Annotated in this window: 16 protein-coding genes; 13 read left to right on the top strand and 3 right to left on the bottom strand. The window is 38.0% G+C overall.

Features of this window, described 5'->3' with window-relative positions:
- Positions 1–6: 6 nt before the first annotated feature.
- A complete protein-coding gene (locus ACFQRG_RS12380) occupies positions 7–951 on the bottom strand; it encodes an AAA family ATPase (protein ID WP_380966383.1) in 945 nt (314 codons plus the stop codon).
- Positions 952–1,273: 322 nt separating this feature from the next.
- On the opposite strand from ACFQRG_RS12380, the gene ACFQRG_RS12375 reads away from it, so the two are divergent.
- The 3 genes from ACFQRG_RS12375 (at position 1,274) to ACFQRG_RS12365 (ending at position 4,251) form a co-directional block, all read left to right on the top strand.
- Positions 1,274–1,777: an RNase A-like domain-containing lipoprotein gene (locus tag ACFQRG_RS12375; RefSeq protein ID WP_380966379.1), complete on the top strand. Its 504-nt coding sequence runs from the start codon at positions 1,274–1,276 to the stop codon at positions 1,775–1,777.
- Positions 1,778–2,050 carry a contact-dependent growth inhibition system immunity protein gene (locus ACFQRG_RS12370; RefSeq protein ID WP_380966377.1) on the top strand — a complete coding sequence of 91 codons (273 nt, stop codon included), beginning with the start codon at positions 1,778–1,780 and terminating at the stop codon, positions 2,048–2,050.
- A 152-nt stretch (positions 2,051–2,202) separates the two neighbouring features.
- On the top strand, positions 2,203–4,251 hold the full coding sequence (locus ACFQRG_RS12365) for a catalase (RefSeq protein ID WP_380966375.1): 2,049 nt from the start codon (positions 2,203–2,205) through the stop codon (positions 4,249–4,251).
- A gap of 273 nt (positions 4,252–4,524) precedes the next feature.
- Here ACFQRG_RS12365 and ACFQRG_RS12360 read toward each other — a convergent pair whose 3' ends face one another.
- On the bottom strand, positions 4,525–5,358 hold the full coding sequence (locus tag ACFQRG_RS12360) for a sulfurtransferase (protein WP_380966373.1): 834 nt from the start codon (positions 5,356–5,358) through the stop codon (positions 4,525–4,527).
- A gap of 236 nt (positions 5,359–5,594) precedes the next feature.
- Here ACFQRG_RS12360 and ACFQRG_RS12355 point away from each other — a divergent pair, with 236 nt between their 5' ends.
- Entirely contained in the window at positions 5,595–6,974 is a 1,380-nt protein-coding gene (locus tag ACFQRG_RS12355) for a DUF2254 domain-containing protein (RefSeq protein WP_380966371.1), read from the top strand.
- Positions 6,975–7,239: 265 nt separating this feature from the next.
- Here ACFQRG_RS12355 and ACFQRG_RS12350 read toward each other — a convergent pair whose 3' ends face one another.
- Positions 7,240–8,715: a UbiD family decarboxylase gene (locus ACFQRG_RS12350; RefSeq protein WP_380966369.1), complete on the bottom strand. Its 1,476-nt coding sequence runs from the start codon at positions 8,713–8,715 to the stop codon at positions 7,240–7,242.
- A gap of 133 nt (positions 8,716–8,848) precedes the next feature.
- Between ACFQRG_RS12350 and ACFQRG_RS12345 the strand changes: the two genes are divergently transcribed.
- From ACFQRG_RS12345 to ACFQRG_RS12305, 9 genes are all read left to right on the top strand, one after another.
- Positions 8,849–9,745 carry a LysR family transcriptional regulator gene (locus tag ACFQRG_RS12345; protein WP_380966367.1) on the top strand — a complete coding sequence of 299 codons (897 nt, stop codon included), beginning with the start codon at positions 8,849–8,851 and terminating at the stop codon, positions 9,743–9,745.
- Between the two features lie 227 nt (positions 9,746–9,972).
- Positions 9,973–10,854 carry a class A beta-lactamase gene (bla, locus tag ACFQRG_RS12340; protein ID WP_380966546.1) on the top strand — a complete coding sequence of 294 codons (882 nt, stop codon included), beginning with the start codon at positions 9,973–9,975 and terminating at the stop codon, positions 10,852–10,854.
- A gap of 674 nt (positions 10,855–11,528) precedes the next feature.
- Positions 11,529–12,521, top strand: a complete 993-nt coding sequence (locus ACFQRG_RS12335) for a LacI family DNA-binding transcriptional regulator (RefSeq protein ID WP_380966364.1) — start codon at positions 11,529–11,531, stop codon at positions 12,519–12,521.
- 347 nt (positions 12,522–12,868) lie between these two features.
- Positions 12,869–13,387 (top strand): cyclophilin-like fold protein, encoded by a 519-nt coding sequence (locus ACFQRG_RS12330; protein WP_380966362.1) that lies wholly within the window; start codon positions 12,869–12,871, stop codon positions 13,385–13,387.
- Between the two features lie 21 nt (positions 13,388–13,408).
- Entirely contained in the window at positions 13,409–14,584 is a 1,176-nt protein-coding gene (locus ACFQRG_RS12325; protein ID WP_380966360.1) for an MFS transporter, read from the top strand.
- A 493-nt stretch (positions 14,585–15,077) separates the two neighbouring features.
- Positions 15,078–16,328, top strand: a complete 1,251-nt coding sequence (locus tag ACFQRG_RS12320; RefSeq protein ID WP_380966358.1) for an oligosaccharide MFS transporter — start codon at positions 15,078–15,080, stop codon at positions 16,326–16,328.
- 59 nt (positions 16,329–16,387) lie between these two features.
- Positions 16,388–17,848 carry a glycoside hydrolase family 32 protein gene (locus ACFQRG_RS12315; RefSeq protein ID WP_380966356.1) on the top strand — a complete coding sequence of 487 codons (1,461 nt, stop codon included), beginning with the start codon at positions 16,388–16,390 and terminating at the stop codon, positions 17,846–17,848.
- 226 nt (positions 17,849–18,074) lie between these two features.
- Positions 18,075–19,529 (top strand): sigma-54 interaction domain-containing protein, encoded by a 1,455-nt coding sequence (locus ACFQRG_RS12310; protein ID WP_380966354.1) that lies wholly within the window; start codon positions 18,075–18,077, stop codon positions 19,527–19,529.
- 341 nt (positions 19,530–19,870) lie between these two features.
- On the top strand, positions 19,871–20,455 hold the full coding sequence (locus ACFQRG_RS12305; protein WP_380966352.1) for a cysteine dioxygenase family protein: 585 nt from the start codon (positions 19,871–19,873) through the stop codon (positions 20,453–20,455).
- The last annotated feature ends 493 nt before the right edge of the window (positions 20,456–20,948 follow it).

Raw genomic sequence — 20,948 nt, 5'->3', positions numbered from 1 at the left:
GCCAAGTCATTTTTTTAAAGCTCTATCTTCCAGCGGTACTTCGATTCTAGTTAATATGTTCTCAATGATTTGACGTTTTGTTGTTCTCATCTCACCTTCCATCGTTAATACTAACCGGTGTGTCAGGACATAAGGTACCATTTTTTTAATATCTTCAGGTGTGACAAATTCCCTTCCCCGGGCAAAGGCTCTTCCTTGGGCTGCTTTCATCAGTGCCAGTGTTCCTCTTGGACTGACACCCGTTTCCACAAATTCTTCTTCTCTTGTCGCTTGAACAATAGCAAGCAAATAGTCTTCAACCACATCTTCAATATGAATATGCCTTACCTGTTCCTGCAAGGTTATGATATCTTGTAGTTCGAACACCGGTTTTACGAGAGTTAACGGTTCTTCGGTTCGATGAATTCTCATCATCTGTTTTTCTTGATCCGAGGTTGGATAACCCGATTGTATTTGAATAAAAAAACGATCCATTTGCGCTTCAGGCAATGGAAAAGTCCCTTGTGATTCGATTGGATTTTGCGTCGCGATAACCATAAATGGCTTGGGCAGCGGAATCGTTTCCCCCTCAATCGTCATTTGCTTTTCCTCCATGACTTCAAGCAAACTTGACTGTGTTCTAGGTGTTGCCCGGTTAACCTCATCCGTTAATAAAATATTTGTCAAAACCGGACCCGGCTTGATTTCAAATTCTTGTGTTTTCGGATTAAAAAATTGAATGCCGATAATATCCGTCGGAAGAATATCCGGCGTTAACTGAATCCTTTTGAATACGCCGTTAATTGATTGTGCCAGTGTCTTGGCGAGCATTGTTTTTCCCGTACCCGGTACATCCTCCAATAAGACATGCCCGTTGCAAATAAGGGCAATCATTAACATTTCAACTGTTTCTTCTTTACCCACCAAAACTTGACGAACATTATTTTGCAATCGTTCCAGACTTTCTATCATCTCTTTGACCCCCATATCAAAAGAACATCCATAATTTATTGGTTTCGTCACAGAAAAAAGAAAATCCTTTGTAAAATTCGTTTTTTAATACACAATCTTCCAGATATAGGATTAGGACTTCCAACAGATGTAACAAATAAGTTTTGTATCGGCGATTACGCTGACTTTGACATCAACAAGTTGAATATCGAAGCGTTAATTATTTAATGAAGAAACCGATTTCCCTTAACTTTTGGGGAATCGGTTCTGCCTTTCTTCAATCCTGAATCATTTCTTTGTTAAGAATTCGTTTTTCTTGTATACTTTTCACGAGGTGACAGTAATGAAGTGGATTCGTTTGCTTTGGGTTGCTTTGCTTACTGTTGTAATAATAAGCGGATGTAACCCAACTGTTGTAAAACATAGTGAAAATAGTAAGACTCAGCATGTAAGTAACAATATTCTTGATGAGATGGAAGGAAAGAATGGACATACTTTGGAAAGGCATGCAGGCAAGTCAGACAATGAACTGGAAGATCGGCTTCACAGGGATCGCCATATTACAGCTGCCAGTACATACTATAACAAAGAAACAGCGACCAAAGCTGTTCAAGATACCCTGAGAGTTCATGATAGAGAAATCAATCATTGGCTTTACAAATCGCACCGTAATCGTCTTGTGTTAAAAACCCATCATTCTTTTGCGGCAGGGAAATCGGTACTCCGGTCAGACATGCGTGTCCATGACCATTTGCATGATACATTAACAGTCTTGCAAAAGGATCCTTCCAGTAAGCTAAAGTACAAAATTATAACTTCTTATCCAATTGTAAAGGGAGGGAGTTAGATGTATCCTGAATTTCAATATTTTTTGGAAGCGTATTGTACACAAAGTATAGAGACGGAAGAAGTATGGGACGTCATCGGCCAATTTAAGAAAAATGAAAATCCGGAAGTTCAAAGGTCACTGCTTGCTGAATGTCAAGAAATCTTGAATCATGGTGACTTGGCGGCAGCGAGAGAGATGATTCAAGAACACGGATATAGGCAATTTTCTGATGAGAAAACGACAAACTGGTTAAAACATATTGTAAAGAAACTGCAAAAGGAAAGGGCGTGAATTAATTCACGCCCTTTCTTTTTTTAAATTGTAAAATTTGAGATTAGATCTTTGAAAGGGGTTATTTTAAATCATGAAAAATTCAGTTTGATTTAAATATTATAAGGGAAGCAGTATATAGTAGGAGGCTATAATACAAGGAGGAAATTCATATGAAAGAGGAACATAAAGTCAATGAAAATAGCAAAATGGCCCAACTGGAGCAATTTAGAGCTGATGATAAAAGAAAAAAATTGACTACTAATCAAGGTGTGAAAATTGCAGAGGATGAGTTTTCATTAAAAGCTGGTGAACGGGGCCCAACTTTAATGGAAGACTTTCATTTTCGTGAAAAAATGACTCATTTTGATCATGAAAGAATTCCGGAGCGTATCGTCCATGCCCGCGGCTTTGCGGCTCATGGAGAATTTAAGTTATATGAATCAATGAAAAAATATACGAAGGCAAAATTTTTGCAAGATCCTTCTGTTAAAACGCCTGTCTTTGTACGCTTTTCAACTGTTGCCGGGTCTAAGGGATCGGCTGAGACAGTCAGGGATGCCCGCGGTTTTGCTACGAAATTTTATACCGAGGAAGGAAACTATGATTTAGTTGGTAATAATATGCCGGTCTTTTTCATTCAAGATGCCATGAAGTTCCCTGACTTTGTACATGCTGTCAAACCGGAGCCTCATAACGAGATGCCGCAAGCAGCAAGTGCCCATGATACCTTCTGGGATTTTGTAGCCAATAATCAAGAGTCGGCTCATATGGTGATGTGGGCAATGTCGGATCGGGCCATTCCGCGCAGTTTCCGGATGATGGAGGGATTTGGTGTTCATACTTTCCGTTTTGTTAACGAAGAAGGGAAAGCATACTTTGTGAAATTTCACTGGAAACCTGTGCTTGGGGTGCATTCACTGGTATGGGATGAAGCACAAAAGATATCAGGAAAGAATCCGGATTTTCACCGCCAGGATTTATGGGAATCTATTGAAAGCGGCGATTACCCGGAGTATGAACTGGGTGTCCAAATCATAGATGAGGAAGATGAATTTAAATTTGATTTTGATATTCTTGATCCGACAAAATTATGGCCTGAAGAAGATGTACCGGTAAAAATTATTGGGAAGATGACATTAAACCGTAATGTTGACAATGTGTTTGCGGAAACGGAGCAGGTTGCTTTTCACCCAGGCCACGTCGTTCCGGGTATTGACTTTACAAACGATCCATTGCTGCAAGGCCGTCTCTTTTCTTATACTGATACACAGTTAATACGTCTCGGCGGTCCAAATTTCCATGAACTGCCGATTAACAGACCAGTCTGTCCTTTTCATAACAATCAACGTGATGGATACGGCCGTCAAACTATTAATATAGGACAAACAAGTTATCAAAATAATTCACTTGCCCAAAACTCCCCATCTCCGGCAAGTGTTGAAGAAGGCGGATATGAACATTACCAGGAAAAAGTAGAAGGCCGTAAAGTCCGGAGGCGAAGTAAAAGTTTTAAAGATCATTTCTCCCAAGCGACAATGTTTTGGAATAGTATGAGCAAACCTGAAAAGCAGCATATTATTGATGCCTTTAGTTTTGAGCTTGGAAAAGTTAACAATCAATCCGTTCGCCAGCAAGTTGTTGATATGTTTGCAAACGTTAGTTTAGAACTAGCAACCGCATTTGCTGAGGCTATTGGTGCCAATCCTCCTAAAGAGGGAGGTTCAAAAATAATGAAATCATCACCGGCGCTTAGCCAAGATCATACAGTCAAAAGGCCGGAAACACTTAAAGTCGGTGTTATTATAGGAAATGGATTTAACACCGCTGATGTAACAGACATCCTAAAATCTTTACAAGCAAAGGGAGTTTATACTGAAATAATTAGTGAACAGCTTGGTAAAATAAAAGGATCTGATGACGGGGAATTTGATGTCAATCATACATTCTTAACGGGAGAATCTGTCTTATTCGACGCCCTTTATGTTGTCGGAGGGAGCGGCGTAAGTAAAAAATTCCGTCAATATGCATCTTGCTTCATTCATGAAGCATATCATCACTTTAAGCCAATCGGTGCTACACACGAAGGAGAAAAGTGGCTGAAAGCTGAGGGAATAAAGAACAGTCCGGGTGTAGTCATTGAAAAGGATATAAAGGGATTTAAAGAGAGTTTTCTTGATGCAATTTCTGCTCACCGTCATTGGGACAGACAAGAGATTTAAATAAAGTGAAACTTCCACCAGTGGGGTTTTTGTTCATCCCCACTGATGGTTAGTAAAGCTGCTATCAAGTTTTGAAGCGGGAGTCTTACGGACGCTTGCACCGTGATAAAATAATAAGCTGACGCCAAAAGGCATTCTTATGCATCTTTTGGCGTCAGCCTCTTATATTAGTTTGGAGTTTTTAAAGTTTGGAAGATACAGATTGTATATTGTCTTATTAGCCAGATCTATAACATTAATAAAGGACAAAAGGAACTGCCCGGGATCTTAAACTTATTTATCTATTGGCACACCTATCATGCTGCCCCACTCTGTCCATGATCCGTCATAGTTTCTGACATGATTGAATTTAAGAAGTTCATGTAATACGAACCATGTGTGGGAGGATCTTTCTCCAATACGGCAATAAGTAATGATAGGTTTGTCGGAAGTGATTCCTTTTTTGGCATATAACCTTTTAAGTTCCTCACGTGATTTGAAGGTGCCATCCTCGTTAGCAGCTTCGTTCCATGGAATGTTCACGGCTCCCGGTATATGCCCGCTGCGTTGCGCTGTTTCATTCATACCGCTTGGGGCTATAATTTCACCGGTGTATTCTTTCGGGCTGCGGACATCAACGAGTAGTTGAGAGTTTTTAACGGCTGTCAAGACATCAGGCTGCAAAGCTCTTAGAGAAAGATCAGCACTTTTGGCTTGATATTCAGCAGGGGTTATTTCGGGTACATCGAGTGTATAAGGGCGGTTTTCCATTTCCCATTTTACCCGTCCGCCGTCCATAAGTGCCAAATTTTCATGACCGTAAAGCTTTAGCTGCCAATAGGCATAAGCGGCAAACCAATTGTTGTTATCTCCGTACAGCACAATAGTCGTATCTGGTGAGATGCTGGAACGGCCTAACAACTGTTCCATCTGTCCGCGATCAAGAATGTCTCTTCGTATTTGATCGTTTAGCTGAGTTGTCCAATTCCAAGCAATTGCCCCTTCAATATGCCCGGAATCATATGCATTTGTGTCAACATCTACTTCCACCACTTGCACATCAGCATCATTTTTGTGCTCTTCAACCCATTCAGTTGAGACAATAGGGCTCTGTAAAACTTCAACCATCTTTTAAAAGCCTCCTTATAAATAAACTCTATAGTGTCTTTTCCACAATGCAACTTTTACTAAACATATTTCATCTCCCACATACCCTTTACCCGCTAAAGCAATAAAAGGATAGAGTCTGAGACAAGCTATTAACTCCGTGCAGTAAAAATAATTGAAGTTTTATTAAAAAGCTGCAAGGGAAAATATTCTATGAATAGTTAATATCAACAGTTAAATAGATAAGGAGGGTGAAAATGTTGAGGGACGGGATTTTACCGTATTCAATAAAAAAATACACGAATATGTCTAAAAGGGAGCGGTGGCATGAGATTTATACAAATCTTTGGTTTACACCCATTCTTTATGCCTTTCTTTCATTTATATTAATTGCGGTAACAATGATGTTGGACTTCTCATTTGGAGCGGGACAGGCAGTCTCTCCATTCTTATCGGTCAGTTCTCAACTGACCAATACGATTGTCAGTACGTTGACAACAGCCATATTGTCAGTTTCGACGTTTACTTTTAACTCAATTCTTGTTGTATTTACGACCTTTTCGGGGCAATTTTCTCCCCGAGTGTTAAAAAATTTCATCGCAAATAAAGCGACACAAAGGGTATTGGGAATATTTACTGGGAGTTTTCTTTATGTTGTCATTTGTTTCTTTTTTATTGACACTCAAAGTACATCAAAGTTTTTCACCATTCCATTGACGGCTATCTGTTTGGCGGTTTTATCGGCGGGTACTTTTATCTTTTTCATTAACCATTCAGTGAAATGGCTGCAGGTTAACCATATGACTGAAAATATGAAGGCAGAATCGGTCAACATTATTCAAAACTCATTACAGCAGGAGCTTGATCCTTATCGTGTTGAAGAAACTGATGCTATCAGTGCCGAATTTCCGGAATGCCCCGGTCATCAAGTCGTCGCGCCACGATCAGGTTACATACAAGTTGTAGATTTTATCAACCTTATTGAGGAAGCTAAGAAAGATAACCTTCTCATTAAAATGGAGGTTAAAGTGGGAGACTATAATTATGCTTCCACCCCGATGTTAAAATATTGGAAGAAAGATGCTTCAACTGTCGATGAATACAAATATCAAAAGTTAATCAGTGTAGGTAAACATCAGACCGAAATTCAAGACATTGAATTTAGCATTAATAAGTTAGTAGAAGTTGCGATCCGTTCATTAGGTAATAATGATCCCAAGACAGCTATTAATACAATCTATCAAATTGGAGATCTGTTGGTACTTATATCACAGATTGGGTATTTTGCACCTTACTTAAAGGATAAATGCGGTGAGCTTCGGATCATTTTAAAAGATTTAAGTTTTGAAGATTACTTGCACGTTGGCTTTGGCTGTATCCGTCACTATTCAAGAGATAATGTGCTTATTACAATTGAAATGCTTAAGGCATTGAAATTAATGGCACAGTCAATTCATCCTAATCATTATCAATCACTTTGGGATTTTGCTGCCGGAACTGCGGAAGGCCTTGAATCAGATTGGTTATTCAATTTTGATAATCGGTTGTTTTATAAAGCTCTATTTGATTTAGCGGAGATTACTAAAAATGAGCATGAATATAAAAAACTCAAACAAAAGGTATCTTGTGAAGTATGATTGATCAAAATTTCCCTCTTCTTCAAAGTGACCGAATTATTTGGCGGGATAATTTAGAAGGGGATAGCTTTATTTCCCTTTTTGTAAAGCCTTTTTTCACTCATAAAATGGCTCATCCGCGGATTTTCCAAAGAATACGCTTGTAATTCCAACTAGATAGATTAATAATTTTAAGCGAGTTAAAATTAAAATTTAAAGGGCTTCCTTAAAGGAGGCCCTTACTTCTTATGCTCTCCGAAAGCTGCTCTAGAATTAGACTCAATTATTAAACATCATAACCATATTCCTTCCAATTTTCAATGATATGATGACGTAAATCTTCTGGATAACTTCTAAATGATGCTTCAATAGGCTGCTCATCTTCAGTCCACTCATTTAAAGGCAGTAAGCAATTATATATGACCTTTGTTGTAAGTGCTTCTTTCTTTTCCTTTTCATCAAGGTATGCAACAAGCGGTAAAACTTTTTGGTTAGGTATATCTATTCTTTTATCTGGACGTTGACGGGTAGCTAAGGCCCACACAACTTGATTAATATCACTAGGATCAATATCATCATTTACAACAATAATTTTTGGGATATATGAACCGCCTCTGGAAGCGAAAACCGTCTCACCAATGGCACGAGCCAGCTTTTCACTCTCATATCCAGGTTGACGATGGTCTGCAGTGACAACAAGCCAGTGTACGGCAGACTCAATCGGAATAAAGCAGTCTTTTACAGGCAATCCTTGGTTTCGCAGCTCAGATTGGATGCTGGCAGCAATAGCGAAACCCCAATTGGTGTTATTTTCCTCTGGAGGCATGCCGGCGACAACGACTGGCATGATTGGATGATTTCGGTGTGTCATAGCCGTAGCGTGAAAGCGGGGCACATGTTTTCTTTGTCCAACCCAGGTATAACCGCCGTATTCACCCATAGGACCTTCAGGAATCATATCTCCCAGGGAGACAGTGCCTTCAATAACAATCTCACTTGTGGCGGGTACTTCCAAATCACTTGTTTCGCATTTGACAACTTCGATGGGCTCGCCATACCAGCCTCCGATCATTTCACCTTCGTTAACATGATCAGGAAGCGGATAGCCGGCGATCATGGCAATTCCAGGATCTACACCAAGACATAAGGCAAACGGCATCTCTTTCCCTATTGATTTCCATTCTCTATATATCTTCCCTATATGTTGAGATGGAACAAGAACGCCTGCCATTGTTCTGGGGCCGTCCAGCATAACACGTGTAATAGACCAGTTTACCCAAGAACCATCAGGTGTACGGACGATTAGAATCCCATAAGTATTAATATAACGCCCCCCATCACCAACATGAATAAATGGTACAGGTAATTTGGTTAGGTCAATCTCATCATTAAAGAGTTTGTTTTCCTTACACTCACCATCTGTAACTAAACGAGGGGAAATTGGCTTAACGTCAGGGAGATGAGACCATGCTTTGACCAGCTCCGCGGCAGTCGAATTAATCGGTAACCCAAGGGAAAGAGCCACTCGTATAAATGGATGTTCTTTGTTTGGACTCATTCCGACAGGGGCCCCTAATACCTCAAATCCAGGGATGCTGTCTTTCACGGATTTAAAGAGTGGTGCTTGTGCAGGCAGTTCATAGGCGCGCCGAATAATAGCACTCATCTCTAAATGCCAATCTACTTCCTGATTGACAATACAAATTTCTCCATGTTCTTTTAGGATTTCCACGTATTCACGAAAACTTTTAATAGGTTTCATATTCTAAGAACCTCCTTGTTAAAGCTATAACACCTCCTTTTTATGATACATTTAGATCGTGTTATATGTACAATATATAAAATAATAGGTAAATATATAATATATATATAACCTTTAAAGAGAGGTTGAGACCATGGATTTAAAAAAGCTTGTCTATTTTGTAACTATTGCTGAGGAAGGACAAATCACACGGGCTGCAAATCGGTTGCATATTGCCCAGCCTCCGCTAAGTATGCAATTGAAATCTTTAGAGGAAGAGCTCGGAGTCGTTTTAATTAAACGGGATAAAAGGGGATTCGAATTAACACCTGCTGGATTAACCTTTTATAAAAGAGCCAAAGAGGTTTTAAATGCGATTAATGGCATGGTAACAGAGGTAAAAGAGGAGCAGGATGGCATTAGAGGCAAACTGTCTATTGGTACAGTCATGTCTTGTGTACCCTACCTTCCGCCGCTGTTAAAAAGTTTTCAAAAAAAATATCCTGACGTTTCTTTTCAGCTTTGGGAGGAAGATTCCCGGAGAGTAGAAGATCTTCTGCAAAGTAAACAAATTGAACTTGGTATTGTAAGACTGCCTTTACAATCTCAAGACATTAAAAATATAAATAACCTTTCCATGTATCCTTTGCAATCAGACCCGCTTGTAGCAATTCAGCCGCCTGATTGGCATATTTTTAAGGATAAAGCTATTTCTATTAAAGAATTAGAAAATCATCCTCTTTTGGTACTGCATGGTCAAGGTGATTATAGTGTTTTTCATAAGTTTGTTGAGACATGTAACATCCATGGATTTAATCCGAAGATAATTTGTGAAAGTCCAGATGTGGCAACATTGATGAAATTAGCGGATTCAGGGATAGGAATTGCTATTGTTCCTAAGGTAGCCGTAGAATTAAGACTGCAAGAATCATTATCCTGTGCCGAAATTATGCCCCATATAAATTCAGATACTGCACTCATATGGATAGAAAATCAATATATGTCCAAAGCTGCACAAAACTTGAAGGAGATTATAATCAATTTATTTTAGAAAATCGGTTTTGGTTGGCATATAACAACGCATATACCAAATAAGGAACATATTGGCTGAATTGAATTTTAATATTATCCTAAACTATTATAAAAGGGTGAGTTTTTTGATAAAGTTTATACTGTGTACCCATTTAAATATTTTCAAGATGCAAGAAGGAGGTTAAGATTTTGGGAAAATCGTATCATACTATCTTCAGCGTACATAAATTTAAATTTGTTCTGCTTATGCTTTTAATAACACTCATCACACTCACAGGTTGCACGAAGGAGGGCAAATCCTCTGTTTCCCAGTCAAAAAAGCCGAACCAGACGACTTCGACTAATCAAAAGTTTGCTCAACTCGAGAACAAGTTTGATGCACATCTAGGCGTCTATGCCGTCGACACTGGTACGAACCGGACGGTCGCTTACCGGCCTGATAAACGTTTTGCTTACGCATCTACTTACAAGGCGCTGGCAGCAGGCGCAGTGCTGAAGCAAAACTCGATTGACAAACTCAACAAGGTCATCACCTACTCCAAGAATGACTTGGTCTCGTATTCACCCATTACAGAGAAACACGTAGATTCGGGTATGACCCTAAGGGAAATCTGCGAGGCTGCTGTCCGAAATAGCGATAATACTGCAGGGAACCTTTTATTGCGGCAACTGGGCGGCCCTGATGGATTCAAAAAAATACTGATGCAGATCGGCGATAAGGTGTCCAAGCCTAAACGTTTCGAGACAGACTTGAATGAAGCTGTCCCGGGAGATACCCGTGACACAAGTACACCTAGAGCACTTGCTGCCGACCTTAAAGCTTTCACAGTTGGCGACGTGCTCCCAACTGATAAGCGTAAGATTCTTGCAGATTGGCTGCGGGGGAACGCCACTGGAGACAAACTAATCCGTGCCGGCGCTCCTAAAGGCTGGGAGGTCGGCGATAAGTCCGGAGCCGGAAGCTACGGAACGCGAAATGACATTGCCGTCGTTTGGCCGCCGAATAGAGATCCCATCGTTATCGCAATCTTGTCCAGCCGCGATACGAAGAATGCCGCTTATAATGATGCACTTATCGCTCAAACCGCTAAGGTCGTATTCGACGCTCTAAAAACGAATGGCAAATAACCGAGCGTAACATCTCACCTTAATATCAAATAAAAGGGTACAAAACGGAAAACCGATTCTTTAAATAAAGGAATCGGTTTTTATAATAGTCTTATTAGGAGTAAAAAGCCTGCTGTACACATTAGGAATGACTCCTTTATACTTAAGATAGTCGTGTTGTACAGTTAACGATTGTGGATGGAAAAGTTGTTTTTGATCATACGGATCATTAATTGAAACATAATAAGAAAATATAAACGGAGGATTCCAAAACTGTGGAATCCTCCGTTGTATTTGAACGGGAATTAACTTGGATTGGTCAGCCTATCCAATAGATTCAAACATTTACCGACAGCGGTTTCTTCTGATATAATGTTTCCTATAATTAGTGAATCTCCTTTTGCGGGGTTTTTTGCCTATATCCCTGCATTAGGAGTTTTTTAAGTATAATAAAGTGAAGCTTCCATCAGTGGGGGTTTTGTTCATCCCCCACTGATGGTTAGCTGAACTTATCGGGATGTTAGCGAAGTTGCTACTTGAACAAACTTCGTGCAATTTGCGACGAGAAGGCATTACTTACCTGAATAAGCGACGGTTGCACCGGGATAAAACATTCCATTAAGTATTGTTATCGAAATAAAAGTGACTTTAGATATTTTAATAAATAGCAATCAAAAACAGGAGTTTTGTTCACAATGAAGCCAACTATTAAAGATATAGCCCGATTAGCCGGAGTTTCTCCAACAACCGTTTCACGTGTTCTGAACAAACGGGGATATATTAGTCAAAAAACGATTGATAAAGTAAATGAGGCTATGAAAGAACTTAACTACTATCCTAACGAGCTGGCACGATCCCTCTACCATCAGCAAACATATTTTATTGGCTTAATATTTCCGACGACAAGCAATCCTTTTTTTGGAGAACTCATGTTTCATATTGAAAACGTTTGTGCATCCCTGGGATATAAAGTTTTATTGTGCAACAGTTTAGGCTACGCCGATAAGGAACGCAGCTATTTAGAAATGCTGCAGAGAAATCAGGTCGATGGCATTATAGTAGGCGCACATAACAGCCAAATTCAGGAATATCAAAAAGTAAATCTGCCAATTGTTGCGGTTGATCGCTATCTCTCCGACAAAATACCGGTTGTAGCTTCAGATAACTATACTGGCGGAAAAACGGCAACGAAGTGGCTGTTAGATCAGGGATGCAAGAAGATAATCTTTATTACCGGTTCGCTAAAATTAGAGGCCCCCGCAAACAAACGGCGCGATGGTTATGAAAACGTAATGAAAGAAGCGGGAAAAACCCCAATGATATACGAATTGTGTGAAACTCTTGTTAGTGACAGCCGTATGCCAATGATTCAAAAAAAGATTCAAGAAATATTTCATGAGCATCCGGATGTGGACGGCATTTTTGCCAGTGATGATTTAATTGCGTCTATTGTTTTTTCAGAAGCAAAAAGAATAGGAAAGAGACTTCAGAAGGATCTGAAAGTTGTTGGATATGATGGGAGTGAAACGGTGCGTATTTGTTCACCTTATCTGACAACTATTAAGCAGCCAATTAAAGAAATAGCTGAGAAAGCCGTTCAGATTCTCATTCGTCAAATCAATGGTGAAACCAATGACCTTGAGAAAGAATACTTATTACCTATCGAGTTGATTGAGGGAATTTTATAAAAATAGTGGAAAGTAACTTGCAGGTTAGTTAAGGTGAAAATATTCATAATGTTAATTCTATATTAAATAGAAAAAGGAGAATACATCTAGTGTTTAAACTAGGTGTATTCTCCTTTTGTCTTAATATATTCCGCAATTTCAATTATCAGCAGCACCCGTAATGCTTCATAATATATATGTTTAAGAAATACCCACAAGGCATATCTTGATATAAGATATAAGCATTTGCTATATGCAAAAACCACGCTAGAATAAATAGCAAAGGAGTTAGTAACAGTTTCAAGATAATCCCTCTTTATTTATGTTATTTTCCAAGCAATTATGAGTAAAAATCAGGAGGCATATTGATGGGAAAAGGGTTTAAATGGATACTCTTGTCTATAATGGCCACTTCAATGCTTCTTACAGCTTGCGGCGGCAGTAATAATGAAAAAGGCACTAAGAGCAATGATACTGGAAAAATCATTGAGAACACTAAAAAATCCGAGGTGGAGAAGATGAAAACCATGAAAATTACGGTTGGCAGTAAAGTGTTCACAGCAAAGCTTTATGATAACAAAACAACACGGGCATTAATTTCACAACTGCCAATGACGGTCGATATGACCGAGTTGAATGGCAGAGAAAAATATTACCATTTGCCGAAAGATTTGCCCGTCGAATCGACTGAACGGCCAGAAACAATTCATGCGGGCGAGATTATGTGTTGGTCTTCAAATTCTCTTGTGCTTTTTTATAATACGTTCTCCAATTCGTATGGCGGGTACGCCAGGATTGGTTATATTGAGGATGTCTCCGATCTTGTGTCTTCCCTGGGCAAGGGGAATGTAAAGGTTACGTTTGCCATCAGTAATAAACAAAAATAATTGAAGATAGGAGTTATTTTTTTGTCTAAACGAAATAGTTTACTTATATTTATATTGACCATAGGGGCTTTCGGAATCATAAATACTGAAATGGGAGTTATAGGGATATTACCCTACATTGCTGATCACTTTCATATCAGTGTATCTAAGGCCGGGTGGATGGTGAGTCTCTTCGCACTTACTGTTGCAATATCTGGCCCAACGATGCCGTTATTATTTTCGGGGATAAATCGTAAGAAGGCAATGTTATTTGTACTTGGTATTTTCGTTTTAGGTAACATTGTCTCCATATTCACATCTAACTATGCCATTGCAATCATTGCGCGTGTGATTCCAGCCATTTTTCATCCAATCTATTTTTCGGCAGCTTTTACAATGGCAGCTAACTCAGTTCGCAAGGAAGAAGCTCCAAAAGCTGTTTCGAAAGTTTTTATTGGAGTATCTGCGGGCATGGTACTTGGTGTACCAATCGCAAGTTTTCTTGCAAGTGCAGTTTCGTTTCAAATATCAATGTCATTTTTCGCCATCGTGAACGCTGCAGTATTTATAGCTACTTTAGTTCTTTTCCCTTCTATGCCTGTTAAAGAAAGACTTTCTTATGGAAAACAGTTAAGCGTATTAAAAAAAACAATTACTTGGCTTTCCATTGTTGCTGTCATTTTACTAAATTCAGCAATATTTGGGGTTTATAGTTATCTTGCTGAGTTTCTTAAAGCCGTTACGAATACCTCTGGGACATTAATTAGTGTAATGTTAGTCATATTCGGCGGGGCAAATATTATTGGAAACATTGTGGCAGGGAAGTTACTGACTAAAGATGCCAACAAATTTGTAATATCTTTTCCTTTTGCATTGGGAGTCGTTTACATCATTTTATTCTTATTAGGACAATTTACTTTACCTATGGCTATTATTACTTTAGTTTGGGGAATATTGGCTGGTATAGGAACTAATATTAATCAATATTGGATTACGTCTGCAGCTCCAGAAGCTCCTGATTTCGCTAATGGATTATTTTTATCATCCGTTAACTTAGGCACAACATTTGGTACAGCTGTAGGTGGATTATTTATTTCAGAATTAGGTACACAATACGTCGTATTAGTAGGATTATTATCGTTGATATTAGGGTTGGTATTTATTTTACTAAGAAATTACATGCAAAATCCTGCCCATGCAAAGCAATTTTCTAGATAATTCAACATTCCCTAAGAGCTTCTTGTTCATTATTGATTTATTAGATTCCTAGGGTAAGGAAAAATCCGCCCTAGCCAAGGATTAATATATGGTCAGACTCAGTTGCCGACGGCTTGTAAAAAGTCGTAATCATAATCATAGATTTGCAAAATCCCTATCATTGATATATAAAAGTTTTGGTCTGATATAATCTTTCTAATCCCCTTCTTCCTTTTTTATACATATGGGGTGAAATCCCTTTTCAAGTTGACCGAAATATGTCAACCGGTTGACATATGAAACCGGTTGACATATAATATTTTTGGGAGCGCTGCCAAGTTATTTTATGTGTGAATAGAATTTTACAAACATTTAGAACTGTAACAACTTATCTTATGAAAATGTAATCTTAAACATAGTTTTTCTCTTTTTCTTAATATTGCTTGTAACCGATTACAATTTTGTTTCAAAAATTAACGGTCAATTGCCTTTAATAAGGAAGGAGCAAAAAATCATGAATTTGTTCAAAAATAAAAATTATTGGTTTACATCGGGTTACCTGTTTTTCTTTTTTGTTGCCTGGTCAGTATGGTGGGCATTTTATGCTATTTGGTTAAACAGGACGCTTGGCTTAACAGGTGTACAAACAGGAACATTATATTCGATTAATTCAACAGTGACTTTAATATTTATGCTTATTTATGGGGTAGTTGGGGATAAACTCGGAACAAAGAAAACGTTAGTGTGGTTTCAGAACATTCTTTTAATGGGGACCGGACCATTTCTAATCTACATTTATGAACCGTTATTACATTCTAATTTCTTACTCGGTGCTATACTTGGGGCGGTTTATCTAGGTGCAGCATTTATTGGAGGCGTTGGTTTTCTTGAATCATATTCAGAAAAGTTAAGCCGCAAATTTCATTTTGAATTTGGTGCGTCTAGAATGTGGGGATCTCTTGGATATGCAATTGGCGCATTTATAGCAGGCATTTTATCAAGTTATAACCCCCACGTGAATTTCTGGCTTGCTTCGGCAGCTGGTTTTGCTTTCTTCCTTATTAATTGTTTCTATAAAATTGAAATGAGTAAAGAAGAAAAAAAGGAAACATCCGCTCTTAATTTAAAAAATATTGTTAATACATTTAAACTTAGAAGATTCTGGTGCTTAATTATTTTCTTATTTGGAACATCATGTATCTATACAATTTATGATCAACAATTATTTCCGATTTTTTTTACTAAGCATTTTTCTGATGCAAGTACGGGTGATAAGTTCTATGGATATCTTAACTCTTTCCAGGTTTTTGTTGAATCAGCTATGATGTTTGTTGCTCCGTTTATAGTTAATAAGCTTGGGGCAAAGCGTTCACTTACATTAGCCGGTATTATCATGGGCTCGCGTATTGCCGGATCGGCATTAGTCAGCAGTGTTATTGGGTTATCTTTGATTAAGCTATTGCATGGATTTGAAACCCCGATTTTGGTTGTAGCCATTTTTAAATATATCGTACTTAATTTTGATTCAAGATTATCGGCAACGATTTATTTAATTGGGTTTCAAATTTCTGGACAAGTAGGGGTTATCGCCTTTTCATCCTTGATTGGCTCTTTATATGATAAGTCAGGATTTAATGTAACATTTCTTATTATCAGCTCGGTTGTCTTTATATTTACCATCTTTTCCGTCTTCTTTCTAAGTAAAAATAAGAAGATAGAAAAAGAGATTCAAAATAGTGCGGGGAACAAAGTATCTGCCGTTTAAATATGGTTTGTATAAATTTTTAGATAGTTTTTGGAATTAATATTGGGAGATGAAATAAAATGAAACTTAAACAATTGGCAAATGCAAATGATGCCGTAAGTGAGGCAGCAAAAAAAGTAAATCCACGCTATCGTCTTGGATATCATATCATGGCACCGGCAAACTGGATCAATGATCCGAACGGCCTTATCCAATTTAATGGAGAATACCATGTTTTCTATCAACATCATCCTTATAGCGCGGATTGGGGTCCAATGCACTGGGGGCATGTTAAAAGTAAAGACCTCGTTCATTGGGAGCATTTGCCTATCGCGATAGCTCCTGAAGATAACTGTGGATGTTTTTCGGGCAGCGCGGTTGATAATAATGGGGAGCTAACATTAATCTATACAGGCCATCACATCTTAGATCAAGAAAAAGATCTTTTCTATGAAAATCAAAATATTGCAGTCAGTAAAGATGGCATTCATTTTGAAAAATCACATAAAAATCCTGTTATTGCCGCACCGCCGGCTGACAGTTCCCATCATTTCCGGGACCCTAAGGTTTGGAAATATAATGACAAGTGGTATATGGTGGTGGGAAATTCGACGAAGGACGATGTTGGAAGGGTTATTCTATACAGTTCTTTAAATTTAAGAGAATGGGAATATATCGGTGTCCTGGCACAAGGTAACGAGAATCTTGGATATATGTGGGAATGCCCGGACTTCTTTGAGTTGGATGGAAAATATATATTAATGTGTTCTCCTCAAGGTATTGAGTCAGATGGGGATTTATATCAAAACCTTTTTCAAACGGGTTATTTTGTTGGTGATTATGACTACGAAACAAACGAATTTATATACGGTTCATTCACAGAATTAGATCATGGACATGATTTTTATGCTGTTCAAACATTCCTTGATGCTAAAGGCCGCCGCATTGCCATTGGCTGGATGGATATGTGGGAGTCAAAAATGCCAACGAAGGAAGATGGATGGTGCGGGGCCTTAACATTGCCAAGGGAACTAAGATTAGGGGAAAATAACAAGATCTTAATGAATCCGGTAGAGGAATTAACTTTATTGCGTGAATCTGAGCATCATGTGTGTACAAACCAATCTATTAACGGAAGTTATCTAGTTGAAACAAAAGATAATCTTATTGAACTAAAAATAGATTTTGACATGGCAAAAACAACTGCTCATACTGTAGGTTTGAAGATACGCAGCATTAATCAGGAAGAGACTTTATTATTTTATCAAAAAGAAAATCAAAAGCTGACACTGGATTGCTCAAAGTGCGGTAAAGAAAAAGACGGGAATAGACGTACAATTCTTGAATCTGACCAGGTGCTTTCTTTACGGGTGTATATAGACCGATCCTCAATTGAAGTGTTCGCCAATAACGGGGAGGCAACAATGACAAGCCGAATCCATCCAAAAGAAGAAAGACTGGGCATTGAATTATTTGCAGAAAATGGTGATGCGCATGTCATTGACTTTACTTATTGGAGCCTAAAAGATATTTGGAAGTAAAAATGCAAGGGAGCAGGTATTCTATGTACCTGTTCCTTTGCTTTCCTTTCTTAATCATTAAAGAGGGTTGGTATTGTTCCGTAATATTGCAATTAACAAGAAAGAAGGTATTTATGGGAGATAAAATTTAAAATTTTTAATTACTGCTTCATGTTAAAATATATATTATAAAACTATGTGTTGATTAACCAACGATATTTTGGGGATGCAGTGAGGTGTTTAAAAAATGGCCAGCATTTCAAAAATAAAAGACTTTGCTCAAGAGTACTCAGATAATCTGGCCCGGATATTAGGATTAGATGTTTCTATAATAGACCAAAACAATATAAGAGTGGCTGGCACAGGCTTTCATCAGCAATTGGTCGGAAAACCCGTACCGAAAGGATCATTTTTTGAAACAATTTTAAAAACCGGGCAGCCTGGAATGATTTTTGATCGGCGGAAGGATAGTCAAAAATGCCGTTATTGTATTTTCAATGAACAATGTACAGAATTGGCAACAATAGGATTTCCGATTGTTAAAAAGAATAAACCGGTCGGTGTCATCGGTTTTATCGGATTTACACCTGAACAAAGAAAAACAATAGTTGAACATTCCGGTGATTTATCTAAATATTTGAAACATATAAGCGGATTAATAGTAAACAAATTATTGTTACAAGAAATGATTGAAACAGGAGACTGCCAAATTCGTGAGCTGGACTCAACACCTTCAAAACGCCATACATTCGATTCAATCATTGGAAAAAATGCAGATTTTCTATCTCTTATTAAGAAGGCTAGAAAAATTTGCAAAAGCCCTAGTACGGTCATCATCAGGGGTGAAAATGGAACAGGAAAAGAGCTGCTTGCCCAAGCGATCCATTATGAAGGCAAGGAAAATCATAAACCCTTTATTCCGGTTAATTGCAGTGCAATTCCCGAACAATTATTGGAAAGCGAACTTTTTGGTTATGAAGGGGGCGCTTTTACTGGAGCAAGACGCCAAGGGAAGCCTGGGAAATTTGAGCTGGCAAACAACGGTACGATTTTTTTGGACGAAATAGGCGATTTGCCGCTTTCTTTGCAGCCTAAGCTTTTAAGAGTATTGGAAGAAAAGTGTATTGAAAGAGTGGGTGGCAATCAAATTATCCCCATAAATGTAAGGATCATATCGGCAACGAATAAAAATCTTGAATCAATGGTGAAGAAAGGAACATTTCGAGAGGATTTATATTACAGAATTAATGTCATACCCTTCCGCATCATGCCTTTAAGAGAGAGGCGCGATGACATCCCTTTATTTTTATCTCACTTTATAGAAAAATACAGTGTTCTGTTTAATAGAAATGTACCAAGAATTAAGGAAGGGTTAGAAAAATGGCTGATTAACTACGATTGGCCGGGTAATATAAGGCAGATTCAAAATGCGGTCGAGTATATGATTAACATGAATGAGTCTGGAATCCTTGATTTTGATGATTTGCCCGATTATATATTAGATGAGGCAAATCAAAAACTTAATAATCAAAACTCAATGGGATTGGCTGAAATGGTGTCCCAATTTGAACGAAAAGTATTATTGGAACGTATTTCAACCAATAAAGATAAAATAGATAAATCAGGAATAGCAGAGAGTTTAAATATCAGCCTGACTACTCTTTATCGTAAATTGGAGAAACATGGCATCCATTTGGATTAGCAGCAGTTAGGCTGCTCTCCTGCCTTAATTATTAAAGTTAGTACTGTCTCTTTAAAAAATCCCGAACTTTTATTAAAACCATCAAGTCAAAATCCCTTCAAACCACTCGTGTCTTTTGTATAGGTATTTTAAATAATTTAGCCTCCTTTTTCAGAAATGTAAGATCCTTTTTCAAACTTGCAAAAAGTAAGATCAAAGTCAACATAACATTTAAGCTGGACTTTCCCTACAAATCCCCATATATCAAGAAAAAATAATCATAAACCCTTCTTAATTATCATCTGCATAATGTTGGCATGATTATTGCATTTGATTAGGTATCAAATAAAGGAGGGCTTCTTATGGAACATCAAACCAATGGATACACGCTAGAAGATTTTGTAGGTGAAATGACCGCCATAGTGGAACAAAATAAAAGCGATGATGAACTGGTGGTTGATGCTGAAAGGCTAGTTGGTAAACTTGTTCAGTCGGATTCATGGCTTCCTCCAGCGAAAAGAAAGCCAAGTAACGATTCTTATGCACGGCACTCATTGTACTGTGATCCTAAGGATCGTTTTGAAGTCATTGCTCTAGTTTGGAAACCCGGACAGAGAACCGGGCTGCATGACCACGATGGAACTTGGGGAGCTGAAGGGGTAGTTGCTGGTCAGATTAAGGCGGAAAATTTCATACAATTAGAGGAAATATCGAGTAATGTCGTCAAACTGAAACATTCTAATACAATAGTTATAAGTCAACAATCTACCGGAAAACTCTTACCTCCGGCAGATTGCCATATCCTCGAGGCAGTGGGGGATCAAACTGCAATAACAATACATGTTTATGGAAAACAATTACGTAAATTCCGAGTCTTTTCTCCATTAGCCGAAGAAGGGATCTATTTAGCGGAAGAAAAACAAGTAGAATATACCCCGAAAAAATAGGATTGAACGGTAATTAAGGTTTTAAAATACGATAAAACCGATTCTCACAATGTAAAGAGAATCGGTTTTTTAAACCTTTTACAAACGATTTAAAGAATGATTTTTAAGTTAGCTAATCAGATCAATTTTTTAACTATAGGTGCCATATTGATAAATTTCAAAAATACTATTGATTTATTATTTTTTTTGTTTATAATAAATTAAGTCGCTAAGATAAAAAAATAACTAACAAAAAAAGTTATTGATTTTAAATTGATAATGTGATATAATAATAGAGTTGCTGTTGAAAAACAGTATTGATAAAAGATTGCGTCTGCGGTTACTCGACGCAAATCGAAGCGTAATCGAGTGGATACGCTCTTTGTTCCTTGAAAACTAAACAAAAGCCAAGCGTGATTGAAAGGGCAACTTTTCAGTAAAAGCTAAGGATCATAACGATTGAAAGTATCGCTGTTTAACAGCTTTAATAAGGATGTTCGCATCCAAACTTTAT

Source organism: Scopulibacillus cellulosilyticus, from assembly GCF_042665295.1.
GTDB classification, from domain to species: domain Bacteria; phylum Bacillota; class Bacilli; order Bacillales; family Sporolactobacillaceae; genus Scopulibacillus_A; species Scopulibacillus_A cellulosilyticus.
This window is presented reverse-complemented; position numbering and strand designations above follow the sequence as displayed.